Below are 16378 nucleotides of genomic sequence, written 5' to 3'. Positions count from 1 at the left end.
GGTCGGCGTTCTTGCCCTCGCAGGGTCAACCGTTACCCGCCGGTTCGTGGTAGCGGGCCGGGAATGCCACGGATCGGATACACCCTCTCGAGCGAGGAACACGGCCCGCAGCGGCTCGTCGAGATCGCCGAACGCGCCGAGGAGGCCGGCTTCGACTTCCTGTCGATCTCGGACCACTTCCACCCTTGGGTATCGGCCCAGGGCGAGTCGCCCTTTGTCTGGTCGACGCTGGGCGCGATCGCGAACGCGACCGACGAGATCGAGGTCGGCGTCGGCGTCACCTGCCCGACGATCCGGATCCACCCGGTCAACGTCGCCCACGCCGTCGCGACGATCGACGAACTGTTCGGCGACCGCTTTACGTTCGGCGTCGGCACCGGCGAGAACCTGAACGAACACGTTACGGGCGAGCGCTGGCCGGAACACGACGTGCGCCTCGAGATGCTCGACGAGGCGATGGACGTGATGCGGAAGCTTTGGACCGGCGAGACGACGAGCCACCACGGGAAACACTACACGGTCGAGAATGCGCGCCTCTACACCTGTCCCGACGAGCAGCCGACGACGGTCGGGAGCGCGTTCGGCCCCCAGACCGCCGAGTGGGTGGCCGAGAACACCGACGGCCTCTGGTGTTCCGGGCCGAAGGGGGAGCCGGTCGAGGCCTACGAGGACGCGGGCGGCGACGGGCCGAAGTACACGCAACTGCACGGCTGCTACGCCGACAGCGAGGAGGAGGCGGTCGAGACGATATACGAAAAGTGGCCCAACGGCTCGATACCGGGCGAACTGGGCCAGGAACTCCCGACGCCGGCTCACTTCGAGCAGGCCGCCCAGATGGTCGAGAAGGAGGACATCGCCGAAGCGGGGACCACGACGAGTCCGGACCCGCAGGACCACATCGACAGCCTCGAGCAGGCCGTCGACGCCGGCTACGACCACGTCTACTTCCACCAAGTCGGGGACGAACAGGAGAAGGCGATCGCGTTCTACGAGGAGGAAGTGCTACCGTCGTTCAGCTGACGCGACGGTGTGAGCGCCGCTCACGGCGGCGCCTCACCGGGACTCGATCTCGACCGCCGACGCGGACACCGCCGTCACCTCGCCGGCGATAGAGGCGTGTTGGGGGTTACTGATCCCGTCGGAACTCGGCTTCGCGATCGGATCGCCGACGCCGACGCGGTCGCCGACCGCGACGATCGGCTCGGCGGGGTCGACGACGTCGGGTTCCGGGTTCGTCGCGAGCGGAATCCGAACGCGGGACGGCTCGAGCGCCGCGGTCGGCTCGGACTCTATCTCCCGGTCGGTCCACTCGTAGGCCTCGAGGACGTCGATCCGGTCCTCGCCGTACGTATTTTCCGCGACGGTTTCCTCGTCGAGGACGAGCAGGCAGTTCGTGTGCTTGCGGACGCCGTACTCGTCGAGCGGCGCGTCGACGGGGAAGCACCAGCCCGGCCCGCCGTCGGCGATCACGGCGTCGGCCGGCAGCAGTTCGGGCGGGCAGTCGGCCGCTCGCAACAGTTCGCTCGCGGGCGTCCCGATCGGCACCGCGAGGAACCGGTCGCGCGGCACGTCGCCGCTGACGTGGACGTACTTGCGGGTCACGGGGTCGCCGTCCGAGAGCGCGCGAGAGATGTTGTACAGCGTTTCGGTGTTCTGGACGAGCCAGCCGTGATCGGTGGGGAGGTCGTTTCCGATGACGGTCCCGTCGACGGTCTTGAGGAGGACGCTCTCCATCCCGTACTGGTACGTGTTTTCCGTGTAGGCGAACACGACGCCGGATTCCGCGTCCCGGTCGAGGGGCAGTTCTTCCGGCGGGAGCACCGTCCCGTCGGTTTCGGCCTCGAGGGCCCGCACGTACTCGTCGCGGTCCTTCCACTTCGCGCTGACGACGATCAGGTCGACCGCCTGCTCGAGCAGCGCGTCGAACAGCGCGGCGAACGTCTCCGCCTTCGTTTTGCCGAGCCACTTGTCGATGCGGTAGTTCGGTTCGCTTTCCTGGTGGTTCACGAGGAGCGCGTCGACGTCCTCGAGGGCCGTCCACTTCGCGTAGGACGGAAAGCCGGCGCCGCCCGCGCCAGCGACGCCGGCCGCCCGGATCAGGTCACTCCCCTGCGCTCGAATATCCGGCCACTCCGCGGCTCGAGTCGGCTGCATTCGTGGAGTCGTCATGACATACGGAGCGTCGGCCGGAACGAGCGTTCGACTTGCTCCGCATATATGAGGGGCGTTTATAACTCCCCGTCGCGGCGTTCGGTCCGCCGTCCTCCACCCGTTATCCGCCGCTCGCCGATCCGTCGAAACGGTAGTTTGTAGGCGACAGCGGACGTATCTCGAGCAGCGACATGCGTTACCTCGAGGTGACCCTGCGGCGGCCGCCGGTCGAGCAGCATCCGATGCACCAGTTCATCGTCGAACGCGAGGGGTACACCGCATCGAGGCTGCTCTACGGCCACCAGTACGGCGACGAGTACGCGATGCTGTTCTACGTCGACGGGCCGCGAGACCCCTACGAGGGCGCCCTCGAGGACGCGCCCACGGTGCTCGACTACGAACTCGCCCCGTGTCGCGACGACGCCTTCTACCTGTACGTGCGGGAGTCGCTGACGGGCGCCGACCGAACGTTCGTGGACGCGGTCGAACAACCGGGGCTGATCATCATTCCGCCGGTGACGTTCCGCGACGACGGGACGATCCGACTGACGGCGGTCGGTCCCGACGAGGCGATCCAGACGGCGGTCGACGACGTGGCCGATACGGCGCGCGTCGACGTCCGCTCGGTCGGATCGTACTGCGCCGGGCGAATCGACACGCGGGCGGATCTGACCCGGCGTCAGTTCGAAGCCGTCTCCGCGGCCGTCGACTGCGGCTACTACCGCGCGACCCGAGACGGGTCCCTCGAGGACGTCGCCGATCGGCTGGACTGCTCGAGCGGGACGGCGGGAGAGTTGCTCCGGCGGGCCGAACGAACCGTCATGGAAGGGCTCGTCCGCGGCGGGCCGTTCTGAGTGCACTTCCCGGTCTCGGACCGCGCGGGTCGGCCGTGCGGATTGCCCCGAAGGCAAGGCATACCCGAGACTATCCGCATCGATCACACATGAACCATCGACGACTCGGTTCGACCGGCTACGACGTCTCGGAAGTTGGACTCGGCACCTGGAACATCGGCGGCGACTGGGGCGACGTCGACGACGAAACCGGCCGCGAGGTCGTCCGCGCTGCACTCGATGCGGGCATCGACTTCATCGACACCGCGGACGTCTACGGCGACGGCCGCAGCGAGCGCCACATCGGCCACGTGCTCGACGAGCGCGAGGCCCACGACGACGTCACCGTCGCGACGAAGGCCGGCCGCCGGCTCGACCCCCACGAGGCCGACCGCTACAACTACGAGAACCTCTCCGAGTTCGTCGACCGGAGCCGCGAGTACATCGGCGAGGACACCCTCGATCTCGTGCAACTGCACTGTCCGCCGACCGAGGCCTACTACCAGCCCGACACCTTCGAGGCCCTCGAGCGCCTCAAAGACGAGGGCAAGATCGCCCGCGCCGGCGTTAGCGTCGAGAAGGTCGAGGAGGCCCTGAAGGCCATCGAGTACGACGTCGTCGAGACGGTCCAGATCATCTTCAATCCGTTCCGCCAGCGCCCGAAGGACCTGTTCTTCGAGCAGGCGAAGAAGGAAGATATCGGCGTCATCGTCCGCGTTCCCTACGCCTCCGGCCTGCTGACGGGCGCGCTCGAGCGCGATCAGGAGTTCCCCGAGGACGACCACCGCAACTTCAACCGCCAGGGCGAGGCCTTCGACGTCGGCGAAACGTTCGCCGGCGTCCCCTACGAGACCGGTCACGACGCCGTCGAGGCGCTCGAGCCCCACGTGCCCGAGGACCTGACGATGGCCGAGTTCACGCTGCGCTGGATCCTCGACCACGAGGCGGTCTCGACGGTTATCCCGGGCACGACCTCGCCGGACCACGTCGAGTCGAACGCCGCGGTCTCGGACCTCGATTCGCTCTCGCACCAGACCGACGGCGCGGCGCGGGACGTCTACGAGGAGTACGTCGCGGAGCACGTCCACCACCGCTGGTAACCGGTAGCACGCCACCGACAAGTTCGGCGCGGGTCTCTACTGCGGACGCCGTCCGGCGCCGTTCACCGACCCGTCGATCAAAAAGTACATTCTGCTGCCACGAGCACGGCGGAACGATGCCCTCCACTCGCCGATCGTTTCTCGTGGCGTGTGCCGCGGGACTCGGTTCGTTCGCAGGTTGTCTATCGTCTGCGGATCCGAATGTCGACGGCACCTGGACGCGTCGAACGGTAGACGACGAGCGGACCGGATACGCGCCGACCGATGGCCCGACGACGGATCTGCACGCGGTCTGGACTCGAGATCGACCCGGCCGGTCCGCAGCGAAACCGTCACCGGTCGTCGACGACGGCGTCGTCTACTTCGCCTACTCGCAGGAGGCGATGGGCGACGGGCAGGGCGGCGCGTGGGTCGAAGCGTTCGACGCGGGGACCGGCGACTCCCTGTGGACGACCGAACTCTTTCGGACCGACGAGTTCCACTACTTCTACCACTCGGATTCGACGGTCGTTGACGGCGACAACGACCGGTTGTTCGTGCAGACGAAACCGGGACTGACGATGCTGACGACCGATGGAACGGTAGAATGGACGTTCGATAACCTCTACCGCGGACAGCAAACCCCGGACGTCGTTCCCCCGGTCGTCACCGACGACACGGTCGTAACGGGAACCTACAATTCCGACGTCGACGAGGGCCAACGCGAGATCGTCTACGGTATCGATCCCGCGACGGGCGACGAACGCTGGCGGACAGCGTTCCCCGATCGCGACGATATGTGGCAGTTGTCCGGAACCGACGACGCCGTCTACGTTCCGTTCAACGGGTCCGGGCTCGCCGCGCTCGAGACGACAAGCGGCGACGAACGGTGGTGGTGGGACGGCCCGATCAACGGAACGGTGACCGTCCTCGAGGAGACGCTCCTCGTCCCGCTCTACCACCAAGACCGGGATGAGCCCGCCCTCGCCGCGCTGGATCGGAACGATCGGTCGATTCGCTGGGAAGTCCCGTTCAGATCCCGGTGGGCCGACGCGGAAGCGACCGTCGTTGGCGATCGCGTCTTTCTGATGGCGGATTTCGGCCTCGAGGCGCGCGACCTCGAGACCGGCGAGCAGATCTGGCGGTTCGGCGGCGAACACGACGGAGAGGAGGTAGTCGGACCGCAGTTCGATCTCAGATCCACCCCCGTTGTCGCCGGTGACGCGGTCTACGCACCCGGACATATCCAGCGCGATACGATGTACGGCCATCTGTTCGTCGTCGACGCCGCCACGGGAGACGAACTCGGACGGGTAGAACTCGGGCGAAACGAGAACGCTGATACGGCAACGCCAGCGATCACGTCCGATCTCGTGTTCTTGGGCACAAGCCACGGAAACCTCCATGCCGTCGGCGAGTGTGGGTTCGACGTGGCCGGATACTGTCTGCGGAACTGAGGAGCGGCGACTCGAGCGAACGGCATCGAAGCGTTATTCGCGTTCGTCGGCGGACTCGACCGACCGGCGACGGTCGCGGTTGCGGTCGTCCGCGGTTCGATCCGCTCGCAGCGGCTGCCATTGCCCGTAGGTGAGCACCCGCCAGAGCCACTCGAGCGGCCCGTACCGGAAGTACCGCAGCCAGAGCACCGACAGCGGCACCTGCACCGCCCAGATAGCGACGACGACGCCGAGCAACTCGAGGCGCGTCAGGGAGCCGAACAGACCGAGCCCGTGGCCGTAGAAGATCGACGTCGCGAGGACGGTCTGGAGGATGTAGTTGCTGAAGGCGGTCCGGCCGACGGCGGCCAGCGCCCGCGTCGCGGGGCCGTTCGGCCGCCGCCGACAGTACAGCATGACCAGGCCGATGTACGCGCCGGCGAGCGCGAAACTACCCCAGTAGTTGAACTGCCGCCAGAGCAGCGCGACGCCGGCCGCCCAGTCGTTGGCCTCGATGTACCAGACGCCGACGAGGATCACGGCGAGCCCGCTACTCGCGCCGACGGCGACCAGCCGGCGGTAGAATCGGGTCGACCGATCGTTCGTTAGCACGCCCCGCTTGAACAGCGCCATTCCGAGCAGCATCGATCCAGACACCCGCCAGCCGGTGTAGCCGAGCAAGCCGGTCGTCTGCCGGCTCAGGGACGACGGAACGCGGTGGCTCAGCTGCTCGAGCCAGCCGCCGCGGTACGCCTCGAGTTCCGCCTGAATCGCTGCCTCGGACGGGTGCCACGTGCTCGCGATAGCGGCGGGATCCATGACGAGCCCGGCCAGCCCCTCGATGAGCGAAGGGACGGCCACCAGCACGAACCCGAGACCGGCCAGCGTGCGGGGCTCGAGGTCGCGCAGGAGGACGACGCCGAACGCGCAGACGCCGTAGGCGACGAGGATGTCGCCGTACCACAGCAGGTAGGCGTGGGCGAGTCCGAAGACGACGAGCCAGCCGTTGCGGCGGGCGTACAGTCCGAAGACGGATCGCCCGCGCTGTTCGGCCTTTTGCGTGAACAGCACGACGCCGCCGCCGAACAGGAAGGTAAAGATCGTGATGAACTTCTGCTGGGCGAAGACGTGGCCGACGACCCAGGCCCAGTAGTTGCCGCCGGTGAAATCGCCGTAGACCGTCGGATTGCCGAGCGTCGCTTCGGGCATCGCGAACACCCGAATGTTGATGATCAGGATGCCCAGAAGCGCGAAACCCCGCAGCGCGTCGAGCGCGACGATCCGCTCCGACGGCGCGGTCGGCCCGGTGCCGGCAGTGTCGCTCATCGGTCCCTCGCGGTGACGGCAGACGAGCGGGCTCGAGGTCGAGCGCCGGTCCCGCGGTCGGTTTTCCGGTAGCGCATCCTACACGACACACGTCGGGCGGTCGATACAAAAGTGTAGTCGACGAGCGGGAGCGGCGGTGGCGTCGACGGTGGCGTAGCTGCGGTAGAAGCAGCTACCACTCGAAGCGCTCCGGGTCCCGCGTCGCCAGCGCCGTCCGGACCGCGGCGACGTTCTCGGGGACGTCGTGGACGCGGACGAGGTCGGCCCCGCGGTCGGCCGCGAGCGCGCTCGCCGCGACCGTCGCGTCGAGACAGTCGCCGGCTTCGCTGCCGACGTGGGTGAACATCGACTTGTGGGAGTGACCGAAGAGGACCGGACAGCCGAGCGCGCGGAACTCCTCGAGGCGGTCGAGGATCTCGAAGCTCTCGCGGGCCGACTTGCCGAAGCCGATCCCGGGATCGACGACGATGTTCTCGCGGTCGACGCCCGCCTTCTCCGCGAGCAGGACGCGTTCGGAGAGCTGGTCGACGACGTCTTCGACGACGTCGTCGTAGGTCACCTCCTGTCCCGGGACGACCGGCGCGTTGATGCTGTGCATCACGATCAGGCCCGCGTCGTGCTCGGCCGCGACGAAGCGCATCTCGGGATCCTCGAGCCCCGAGACGTCGTTGATGATATCGGCGCCGGCCTCGAGGGCCGCGTCGGCGACGGCGGCCTTGCGCGTGTCGATCGAGATCGGGACCTCGAGGTCGCGGATGCGCTCGAGGACGGGGACGACGCGGTCGATCTCCTCCTCGGTCGAGACGGGGTCGGCGCCGGGGCGGGTCGACTCGCCGCCGAGGTCGAGCACGTCGGCGCCGGCCTCGACCATCGCCTCCGCGCGGGCGACCGCGTCGTCGACGGCGTCGTACTCGCCGCCGTCGTGGAAGCTGTCGGGCGTGACGTTCAGGATCCCCATGACGGCGGTGCGGTCGAACCACGGCCACCGAGACGCCGCCGAGTCGGCCGTCGAACCGCCGCCGTCCGCGGCGTCGATCTCGAGCGTTCCCCGCAGTTCCGCGGCGAGTTCGGCGAGCCCCAGCGACTGCGCGTCGGCGTCGGACTCGAGACGATCGACGAGGCGCTCGAACTGCGCGAGCGTCCCCATCAGGACGGCGTCGACGGGTTCGTCGTCTCGCTGCAGTCCCGAGAGCGCGCAGTCGCCGCCGACGCGCAGCAGTTCCTCCTTCACCAGCGTCGCCTGCCGGCGCTGCAGTCGGGTGCGGACGACGCGGTGGACGCCCTGTCCGCTCAGTTGTCGGACGCTGGCCTCGGGGACGTTCGCACCCGCGAGCGCCGCGCGGGCGTCCGAGCGGTCGCGAATCTGCTTCGCGATCTCGGTGCGGGTCCACCGCCGGCGCGCTTCGGCCACCGCGAACAGCGAGCCGGTGACGAGCACGCAGTCGTCAGCGTCGGCCTCGGTAAGTGCGGCCTCGAGGGCGGCCTGTACGGCACCCCCAGTCCGGACATCCGCGACGCCGGCGTCCGCGAACACGTCGGCGAGGACGGCCGGCTCCTCGGCGCGGTCGAGGGCCGGTTCCGCCGTGACGACGGCGTCGGGGGTCGGCAGCGCCGCTGCCATCTCCCGGTGGTCCTTGTCGTGCATCGCCCCGAAGACGACGCGGAGGTCGTCGTACTCGTAGGTCTCGAGCGTCGACGCGAGCGTCTCGCAGGCCCCGGGGTTGTGCGCGCCGTCGAGGACGACCAGCGGCTCGGTGTCGATCACTTCGAACCGGCCCGGCCAGTGGGCGCTGCGCAGGCCGCGAGCGATATCGTCGGTCGAGACGTCGGCGACCTGCCGCGCGAGCGTCGCGGCGATGCCGGCGTTTTCGGCCTGGTGCTCGCCCGGCAGCGGCACGCGCGTCTCGAGGTCCCAGTCGCCGGCGTCGATCGAGACGGCCGCTTCGGTGTGGTTCGTCCGGCCGCCGTACTCGACGCGGACGTCGGGTTCGGGCTCGTCGTCCGCGAATCCGACGGTGACGACGTCTCCGGCGACGTCCCGAACCGCCTCGAGCGGCTCGCCCGAGACGCCGGTCACGAGCGGCGCGTCGTCGGGCGCGACGTGAGCCTTATCGCGGGCGATCTCCTCCTCGGTGTCGCCGAGGATGCCCGTGTGCTCTAAGGTGACACTGGTGACCGCGCTCGCGATCGGATCGACGACGCTCGTTGCGTCGTACTTCCCGCCGATGCCGACCTCGAGGACGGCCACGTCGACGTCCTCGCGGTCGAACTGCCAGATCGCCAGCGCGGTCATCGTCTCGAAGAACGTGGGCGACTCCCCGTCGGCGGCCCGGTCGGTGATGTAGTCATGCGCCGAGTCGACGAACTCGCAGACGGCCGAGCGGGGGATCTTGCGCCCGTCGACCCGCACCCGTTCGCGCAGTTCCTCGAGGTGCGGCGAGGTGTACAGTCCCACCGAAAGTCCGGCTTCGCGGAGCGTCCGCTCGAGCATCCGCGCCGTGCTCCCCTTCCCGTTGGAGCCGGCGACCTGCACGAAATCGACGTCCTCGTGTGGGTTCCCGAGGTGCGCGAGGAGTCGGGCGGTCGACTCCGTCCCCGGTTTCGGGCGGAACCGTCGCAGACCGAAAAGCGCGTCCGCCGCCTCGTGATACTCCATATCCGAACCACAGAGTCCGCCCGCTTTAGGGTGTCGGACTCGGGTTTCGCCCGCCGCCGGCCGGTTTCACGCGAACGCCGCCGTTCGGCACTCGAGCGCGGACCGGACACGTTCGGGAGAAGATCGATCCCGTCGGCACGTACAGTCTAACGCAAACGGTTTAGGCTACCCTAAACCGAGATGATTAGCCATGCCAGCAACTGACTTCGACGCCGAACGGGAGTACAACGAGGACAAATTCTCCGCACGGACCGTCTTCGAGACCGATCGCATGAAGGTCGTCTGCGGCTACTTCGAACCCGGACAGTTCATCCCGGTCCACGCGCCGGGCAGCGACGTCGCCGTCCACGTCCGCTCCGGAACCGGCGTCGTCCGCGACGGCGACGCCGAGCACGCGGTCGAACCCGGCGACGTCGTCACCGTCCCCGCCGACGTCGACCGCGGCGTCCGGGCGAGCGAGGACGAGCGCCTCGAGGCGCTGCTCGTGACCAGTCCGCCGCCGACCGACGCCGAGCACGACCCCGTCCGCGAGGGGCTGAAACGGGGCGTGTTCGACCCCTGAATCGACCACCGGCTATTTTCGCGCCGTGGCCGCGATAAGCGCCAGCGCGGCGATCACGCCCGCCTTCGCGACGACCAGCCGTCCGGGAACGGTCTCGAGGTAGACCGTGCTTGTCGTTCCTACGAACGTCGCCGCTTGCTCGAGGCCGGTCAGCACGACCGCGGGGAGCAAGACGGCGACGACGCGGCGGAAGGCAAATGCCTGCGCGCGGAGCGGCTCCCGGCTGTCCGGGAAGCGGCGGGCGACACCGACGACCACGACGTTGTGCCACAGTGCGCCGCCGAACCAGACGGCGAACGCCCCGAGGTGGCCGACGCGAACCGCGACGTCGACCGGGCCGCCGCCGACTGACAGGACGTGGTCGGCGGCGGTTACGGTGAGCGCGCTCGCGCCGCCGAGAACGGCGAGGAACCGCCACCAGCGGTCCGTTGTCCCGTCGCCGACCCTGTCGACGGCGAGCGCGAGAACGATCGTACTCAGGGCCAGCGGTCGGAGCGGAGTGTGCGGGCCGCCGCTGCTCGAGATCGTCCCTGCGACGGCGCTTGCGGCGCCGACCGCGGCCCCGACGACGGCCAGCAGCTCGATCAGCGCGTACCGCAGGTCGACGAACGAGCGACACGCCTCGTCGGCCGGGACGCGACCCGGATACAGGACGAGGCGCCAGCCGACGCCGCCGAGGGTCGCGCCGAGCCCGAGCAGGACGATCCACTCGCGGACGACCGCCGCAGGATCGCCGCCGCGGCTGCCGACGATCCAACACCCCGCAAGCGACGCGAACAGCAACAGGGCGAGGACGACCCGCGGTCGAAGTGGTCGCAGCGCCGCTCCGATGCGCGGGAGTCGAGCAAACGGTTTAGGCCTGCCTAAACCCATGTGCTACGGTCCGAAGGATCGACCGATAATCGCTGTCCCGAATATCTTCGCGCGTCGGGACAGTCATGCCGGCTTCTGACCGGCGAACCGACCGCCGTTCCAGCCGCCCAGTCGCGAGCGGATCGCTTCCTCGAGCGCCCACGCGAGCGCGAGAACGACGGCGTAGGGGCCGAACAGGAGGATGTGGAGCGGGCTGTCGGTCGTGACGAACACCTCGTAGATAAGGAAGTACGGGACGAGCGCGAACAGCACCGTCGGTGCCACGATGCCGCGGGCGAGCAGCGCCGCGAGCGGGATCGCGGTGACGACGGCGGCGAAGAGGAATACGACGGCCGCGGCAGCAGGCGGCCGAATACCGGATCGTAGCACCAGCAGCGTCGCCGCGAGGCCGACGAGCGCAGCGACGGCGCCGACCGTTCGGACGAGCCGATCGCGCGAAAACGGCAGCGTCGGCAGGTTCCGGAGCCGGTCGTCGCCGATTCCGTACCCTCGCCTGATCGCGAACTCGAGGACGCCGGCGACCGTCAGCAGAGCCAGCCAGACGTACCAGGCGTTCGCGTAACTCGAGGCGTGCGTCGGCCCGTCGACGACGACGTACTCGCCGAGTCGGCTCCACTCGGGTGCCGGCGTCGTGAGCTCGAGGAAGACGGTGCCGGCGAGTGCGCCGAGGAAGCCAAGCGCGGGCGTCACCAGACGCGTGTGCGCCGAGGCGAACCAGGGGAGGACTCCGACGACGAACGTCGTCAGCGCGAGGACGGCGAGTTCGGCGGTGGGCTCGAGAGCGGGATAGTCGCCGCGAGCGTACAGGGCGAACACGACGCCGACGTTCGCGAGACCGACGAGTGCTGCGATCGCGAGCGTCGCGGGTGAGAGACGGGCCATCGTGTGTGGGTGAGATACTGGAACGGATAGGCGTCCGCGTCGTTACTCCAGCGGCGGTTCCGCCGTCGCCCCCTCGTGCTGAGGCTCTTCGCGAGTCACCTCGAGGAAGGCGTCCTCGAGGCTCCGCGCGTCGCCGGTCTCGGCGCGGGACTTGAGCGTCTCGGGGTCGCCCTCGGCGACGAGTTCGCCGTTGTGGAGGACGCCGATCTCGTCGGCCAGTTCGTCGACGACCGGGAGGATGTGCGTCGAGAGGAAGATCGTCATCTCCCGATCGGCCAGATCGGCGATGGTGTCCCGCATCGTCCGCGCGGCCCGGGGATCGAGCCCGCTGGTCGGCTCGTCGAGGAAGGCGACGGCCGGCTCGTGGAGGACCGCCTGAATGACCCCGACCTTCTGGCGCATTCCCTTCGAGTAGTCCTCGATGCGCTTGTTGGCGTCGGCCCGCAGGTCGAACCGCTCGAGCAGGGATTGGATTCGCTCGTCGGCCTCGTCCTCGGGGATATCGCGGAGGCCGGCGGCGTACTCGAGTTGTTCGCGGCCGGTGAGTTCGTCGTAGACGGGCGGATCCTCGGGGAGGTAGCCGATGTGGGGGGCGACGGCTTCGCGCTCGGCGATCGAGTGGCCGGCGACCCGGGCGGACCCCGACGTCGGCTTCGTCAGCGTCGTCAGCATCCGCATCGTGGTCGTCTTGCCGGCCCCGTTGGGTCCGAGGAAACCGTAGACGGCCCCCTGATCGACGGACATCGTCAGGTCCGAGACGGCGGTCGTCTCGCCGTAGCGTTTCGTCAGGCCGTCGGTCTCGATGGCGGGGGCGTCGGCGGGGCGCATACCGGCCATTCCGGACGAATCGTATTAAACCCGTGTCATTTTCTGCGCCGTGATGACAAGGATCCAAAGTGTTTACTACGAGCGCGGTGCGGATTCGACCATGTACGTCCCGTTCGCTCGTCTCCGTCCCAGTCCGCCCCGCTCGAGCGCTCCTCGAGGTGACCCCTGATGCGCGCCGCACCCGCCACCGTCGCGCACCTCGAACTCCGACGGACCGCTCGGACGTTCGTCGGGAACAAGACGAAACTGCTCATGATGGCCGCGGTCGCCCTGTTCGCGCTCGGACCGATCACGTTCGTCGGCCTCTCGATCCTCCCGTCGCTGGGCGAAGAAGCGGCCGCCGGAACGGTAACCCCTGAGACCGCCGAGACGATTACCAGCTACGTTACTGGCGGAACGGCGGTCCTGTGGCTGTTTCTGACCTTCATGGCGATACTGCGGACGGTGACGACGGTCGGCGACATCGACGAGCCGGCGTTCCTCCTGCTGTCGACCCCGATTCGGAACACCGTCGTCGGCGTTATCGCCGCCGAAACCGTGCTGATCGGCGTCTGGGTGGTCCCGCCCGCGATCCTGTTTGCCGCCGCGTTCGCCTACGGCGCGGGGACGGTCCTGCCGGTTCTCGCGGCGCCGCTGTTGATCGTCTGCCTGCTCGTCACCGCCGTCCCCGTCGCGTTCGTCGTCGGGATCGCGATTCGCCACCTGATCACCGTCTACGAGCCGATCGCCCGCTACCGACTGGTGCTGTTCGCCGCGTTCTGGATCGTCTACTTCGGCGCGGTCGCGACCGGTGGCCTCGACGCCGTCATGACGACGCTGTTTACCCACCTGCAGGCCAGTCCGCTCGGCTGGCCCGGCCACCTCCTGCTGCTGGGCATCCCCGGGATCGACGCTTCGACGGTCGGCGTCGGCGGGGCGCTCGTCGGCTCGGCGCTGCTGGTCGGCGCCGCGGTCGCCGTCGGGATTCCCTCGGCGCGGCTCCACTGGTTCGCCGATCCGGCCCGGTTCGAGGACGAAGAAATAGACGAGGAGACCTCCTCCGATCGACTCGCCGACCTCCTCTCCGGGACGGTCTCGCAGCCGGTCCGGACGGAGACCGTGACCGCGATCCGCCGCGCGAAGCGCTCGCCGATCCGGCTGGCCTACGCCGGCTACCCGCTGCTCGGGACCCTCGGGTTCGTCCAGCAGATTATGGAACTGGGGACGGTGCCGTCGTATCTGGCCGTCCTCTTTAGCCTCTACGTCGTCTGGGCGGCCGGCGTCCTCTTTACCCTCAACCCGCTGGGCGACCTCGGCCCGGGGCTGCCCGCCGTCCTGACCTCGACGCTGACCGGACGGCAGGCGATCCGCGGCCGCGTCCTCGCCGGCGCGCTCGTCGGCGTCCCGATCGCGATCGTCGCGTCCGCGGTGCTCGGGTTCGTCAGCCCGCTCTCGCTCGAGCACACCGCCGCGCTGGTCGCCGGAACGGCCGTCGGCGCGGTCGCCACGCCGGCGCTGGCGACCGGCGTCGGTTCGGCGTTCCCCCGCTTCGGCAGCGTCAAGGTGACGAACAACCGCGAGGCCGTGATGCCGAGCAAGACGGCCTTCCTCGTCTACACGCTCTCGATCGCGCTGCCCGCCGCGGCCGCCGTCGTGCTCTACCTCGAGGCGCCGGAGTTGATCGCCGATCTCATCGCGACGGTGTCGGCGTGGACGCCGGGGCCGGAACTGGCGATCTCCGCCCAGACGATCACCGTCGCGGCCTGGATCGTCCTGGTCGTCGGACTGGTCGCACCGCTGGTCTCCTACCGCTACGCAGTTGAGCGGTTCGACTGGTACTACCTCGACTGACGAGTCGTCAGCGGTCTCGAGAGCGTCGGGAACGGCGTTCGAGGGGGCGAAAGGCCGACCGACTCGCCGGTTTCCGACCCATTTTAGCGGTCCCTCGAGAACCCCGACACGGAATGGAGTACACGACACTCGGTAACACGGGCACGACGGTATCGAAGCTCTGTTTCGGCACCTGGCGCTTCGCCATGGAGAGCGACGGCGTGGTCGAAACCGACCGCGAGGAGGCCCACGACCTGCTGGACACGGCGTGGGAGAACGGGATCAACTTCATCGACACCGCCAACGTCTACGGCGATCCCAACGGCACCAGCGAGGAGTGGATCGGCGAGTGGCTCGAGGACCACGACCGCGAGGACTTCGTCATCGCCTCGAAGGTCTACTTCCCCTTCGACGGCTGGGGCGAACCCGGGCCGAACGACTCCGGGCTGGGACGCAAGCACATCCGCGCCCAGATCGAAGGGACGCTGGACCGGCTGGGGACGGACTACCTCGACGTCTACTACATCCACCGCTGGGACGAGGACACGCCGATCCGGGAGACTCTCTCCGAGCTGACCCAGCTCGTCCGCGAGGGGAAAGTGCGATACCTCGGCGCCTCCTCGATGGCCGCCTGGCAGCTCACCAAGGCGCTCTGGACGAGCGACGTCGAGGGGCTCGAGCGGTTCGACGTCACCCAGCCGATGGTCAACGCGGTCCAGTACGACGAGGTAGCCGACTACCTCGACGTCTGTGCGGACCAGGATCTGGCCGTCTGTCCGTATTCGCCGCTCGCGGGCGGGTTCCTCACCGGCAAGTACGACCGCACCGCGGACGGCGGCATCGAAGCCCCCGACGGCTCGCGCGGCAGTCTGGACGAGATGTTCGACGAGTGGTACGTCCAGGAGAACGCCTGGGACGTCCTCGAGGCCGTCGAGGGCGTCGCCGACGAACTCGACGCGACGCCGGCGCAGGTGTCGCTGCGCTGGCTGATGGAACAGGATCGATTCACGTGCGTCCCGATCGTCGGCGCGCGGACGCCCGACCAACTCGAGGAGAACGTCGGCGCGGTCGAACTCGACCTCTCCGACGAGCAGTTCGAGCGCATCGAGGCGGCTCGAGCGACGAACGAGTAGCGGTCAAAAGGAACGGCCCGGGACGGCTGCCGGCAGTTACGAATCCGCCGTTTCGGCTTCGTCGCGTCCGTCGTCCGCTTCGTCGTCGCGGTCGTCGCGCGGTTCGGCTTCGTCGGTGCGATCGATCGCCTCCTCGAGTTCCCGCTCTCGCTGGCGGTCTTCCGCGTCGCGCGCTTGCTTGTCTCGCCCCTGTTTCGTGTCTCCCATGGAGTGACCGACGAGCGTGGGCGGGATAACGATGCGGCCGGCACGCGCGAGATAGTCGTATCGATGACCGCGGGACGGTGCGTCGCGCTACGACGGGAACTCCGGAAGCGATCCGCCCGATCCGGGGACGCCGATCACCTCGAGCGTGACGAACCCGAGACCGGCGAGGACCGCGAGCACGACGAGGACGGTGAGCCAGGCGATCGCCGCAATCTTCGCGGCGTCCAGCCAGTCGCCGGGATACCGCCGGCCGATCAGGCCGACGTAGACGGCGAACAACAGGGCTTGTCCGAGTAGCGGTACCCAGCCGAAGAGTAAACCGCCGCCGACCAGGACAAGTGCGCCGATCAGGCCGGTGATCGCGGCGTTGACGTAGTCGTGCGAATCGACCACGGTTCGAGCGCCGAGATACACCCCCAGTCCGCCCGTGAGCAAACTGGCGACGAAGGTGGTGACGAAGACCATCCCGCGTGCTATCGGGCCGAGGCGGAGAATGGCGTCGCCTGCACGTGCACGCGCACTTCGGCGGGAGTGATACCGGAAGAATGGACGCTGTGTGTCCGTAAATCGATCGGTCAGTCGAAACAAACTGTGGCCGCCACC

The 16378-nt window shown here is 68.5% G+C and carries 15 protein-coding genes; 7 read left to right on the top strand and 8 right to left on the bottom strand.

The genetic code is table 11. The annotated features are described in order from the left end of the window. Positions 1-63 precede the first annotated feature (63 nt). Positions 64-1020 carry a TIGR03557 family F420-dependent LLM class oxidoreductase gene (locus ATJ93_RS03780; protein ID WP_120243280.1) on the top strand — a complete coding sequence of 319 codons (957 nt, stop codon included), beginning with the start codon at positions 64-66 and terminating at the stop codon, positions 1018-1020. Between the two features lie 33 nt (positions 1021-1053). On the opposite strand, the gene ATJ93_RS03775 is transcribed toward ATJ93_RS03780, so the two are convergent. Continuing rightward, positions 1054-2154 carry an NADH dehydrogenase subunit gene (locus ATJ93_RS03775; RefSeq protein WP_245977502.1) on the bottom strand — a complete coding sequence of 367 codons (1101 nt, stop codon included), beginning with the start codon at positions 2152-2154 and terminating at the stop codon, positions 1054-1056. A 188-nt stretch (positions 2155-2342) separates the two neighbouring features. On the opposite strand from ATJ93_RS03775, the gene ATJ93_RS03770 reads away from it, so the two are divergent. The 3 genes from ATJ93_RS03770 to ATJ93_RS03760 all read left to right on the top strand — a co-directional run bounded on the left by ATJ93_RS03770 (position 2343) and on the right by ATJ93_RS03760 (position 5520). Then, positions 2343-3005, top strand: a complete 663-nt coding sequence (locus tag ATJ93_RS03770) for a helix-turn-helix domain-containing protein (protein ID WP_120243278.1) — start codon at positions 2343-2345, stop codon at positions 3003-3005. Positions 3006-3094: 89 nt separating this feature from the next. Further along, the gene (locus tag ATJ93_RS03765) at positions 3095-4084 is read left to right on the top strand and encodes an aldo/keto reductase (protein WP_120243277.1); all 990 of its coding nucleotides are present in this window, start codon (positions 3095-3097) and stop codon (positions 4082-4084) included. Positions 4085-4200: 116 nt separating this feature from the next. After that, positions 4201-5520: an outer membrane protein assembly factor BamB family protein gene (locus ATJ93_RS03760; RefSeq protein WP_120243276.1), complete on the top strand. Its 1320-nt coding sequence runs from the start codon at positions 4201-4203 to the stop codon at positions 5518-5520. Positions 5521-5553: 33 nt separating this feature from the next. On the opposite strand, the gene ATJ93_RS03755 is transcribed toward ATJ93_RS03760, so the two are convergent. Both ATJ93_RS03755 and folP read right to left on the bottom strand, forming a co-directional pair. Then, positions 5554-6825 (bottom strand): DUF418 domain-containing protein, encoded by a 1272-nt coding sequence (locus ATJ93_RS03755; RefSeq protein WP_120243275.1) that lies wholly within the window; start codon positions 6823-6825, stop codon positions 5554-5556. Positions 6826-6997: 172 nt separating this feature from the next. After that, a complete protein-coding gene (gene folP, locus ATJ93_RS03750) occupies positions 6998-9481 on the bottom strand; it encodes a dihydropteroate synthase (RefSeq protein ID WP_120243274.1) in 2484 nt (827 codons plus the stop codon). 190 nt (positions 9482-9671) lie between these two features. Here folP and ATJ93_RS03745 point away from each other — a divergent pair, with 190 nt between their 5' ends. Continuing rightward, positions 9672-10043 carry a cupin domain-containing protein gene (locus ATJ93_RS03745; RefSeq protein WP_120243273.1) on the top strand — a complete coding sequence of 124 codons (372 nt, stop codon included), beginning with the start codon at positions 9672-9674 and terminating at the stop codon, positions 10041-10043. 12 nt (positions 10044-10055) lie between these two features. Here the strand turns inward: ATJ93_RS03745 and ATJ93_RS03740 are convergent, their stop codons facing one another. From ATJ93_RS03740 to ATJ93_RS03730, 3 genes are all read right to left on the bottom strand, one after another. After that, the gene (locus ATJ93_RS03740; RefSeq protein WP_147376617.1) at positions 10056-10916 is read right to left on the bottom strand and encodes a hypothetical protein; all 861 of its coding nucleotides are present in this window, start codon (positions 10914-10916) and stop codon (positions 10056-10058) included. Between the two features lie 63 nt (positions 10917-10979). Continuing rightward, positions 10980-11798, bottom strand: coding sequence for a hypothetical protein (locus ATJ93_RS03735; RefSeq protein WP_120243271.1), 819 nt, complete (start codon positions 11796-11798; stop codon positions 10980-10982). 42 nt (positions 11799-11840) lie between these two features. Next, positions 11841-12626 (bottom strand): ABC transporter ATP-binding protein, encoded by a 786-nt coding sequence (locus tag ATJ93_RS03730; RefSeq protein ID WP_120243916.1) that lies wholly within the window; start codon positions 12624-12626, stop codon positions 11841-11843. Between the two features lie 168 nt (positions 12627-12794). Here ATJ93_RS03730 and ATJ93_RS03725 point away from each other — a divergent pair, with 168 nt between their 5' ends. Further along, entirely contained in the window at positions 12795-14456 is a 1662-nt protein-coding gene (locus ATJ93_RS03725; protein WP_120243270.1) for a hypothetical protein, read from the top strand. A 113-nt stretch (positions 14457-14569) separates the two neighbouring features. After that, positions 14570-15568, top strand: coding sequence for an aldo/keto reductase (locus tag ATJ93_RS03720; protein WP_120243269.1), 999 nt, complete (start codon positions 14570-14572; stop codon positions 15566-15568). 36 nt (positions 15569-15604) lie between these two features. Here ATJ93_RS03720 and ATJ93_RS23480 read toward each other — a convergent pair whose 3' ends face one another. Next, positions 15605-15775 carry a hypothetical protein gene (locus ATJ93_RS23480; protein ID WP_170155510.1) on the bottom strand — a complete coding sequence of 57 codons (171 nt, stop codon included), beginning with the start codon at positions 15773-15775 and terminating at the stop codon, positions 15605-15607. 87 nt (positions 15776-15862) lie between these two features. Beyond that, the gene (locus ATJ93_RS03715) at positions 15863-16240 is read right to left on the bottom strand and encodes a hypothetical protein (RefSeq protein WP_120243268.1); all 378 of its coding nucleotides are present in this window, start codon (positions 16238-16240) and stop codon (positions 15863-15865) included. Positions 16241-16378: the final 138 nt, after the last annotated feature.

The sequence above is a fragment of the Halopiger aswanensis genome, assembly GCF_003610195.1.
GTDB lineage: Archaea > Halobacteriota > Halobacteria > Halobacteriales > Natrialbaceae > Halopiger > Halopiger aswanensis.
Note: the sequence above shows the minus strand (reverse complement) of the source record. Positions and strands in the feature narration are given on the sequence as shown.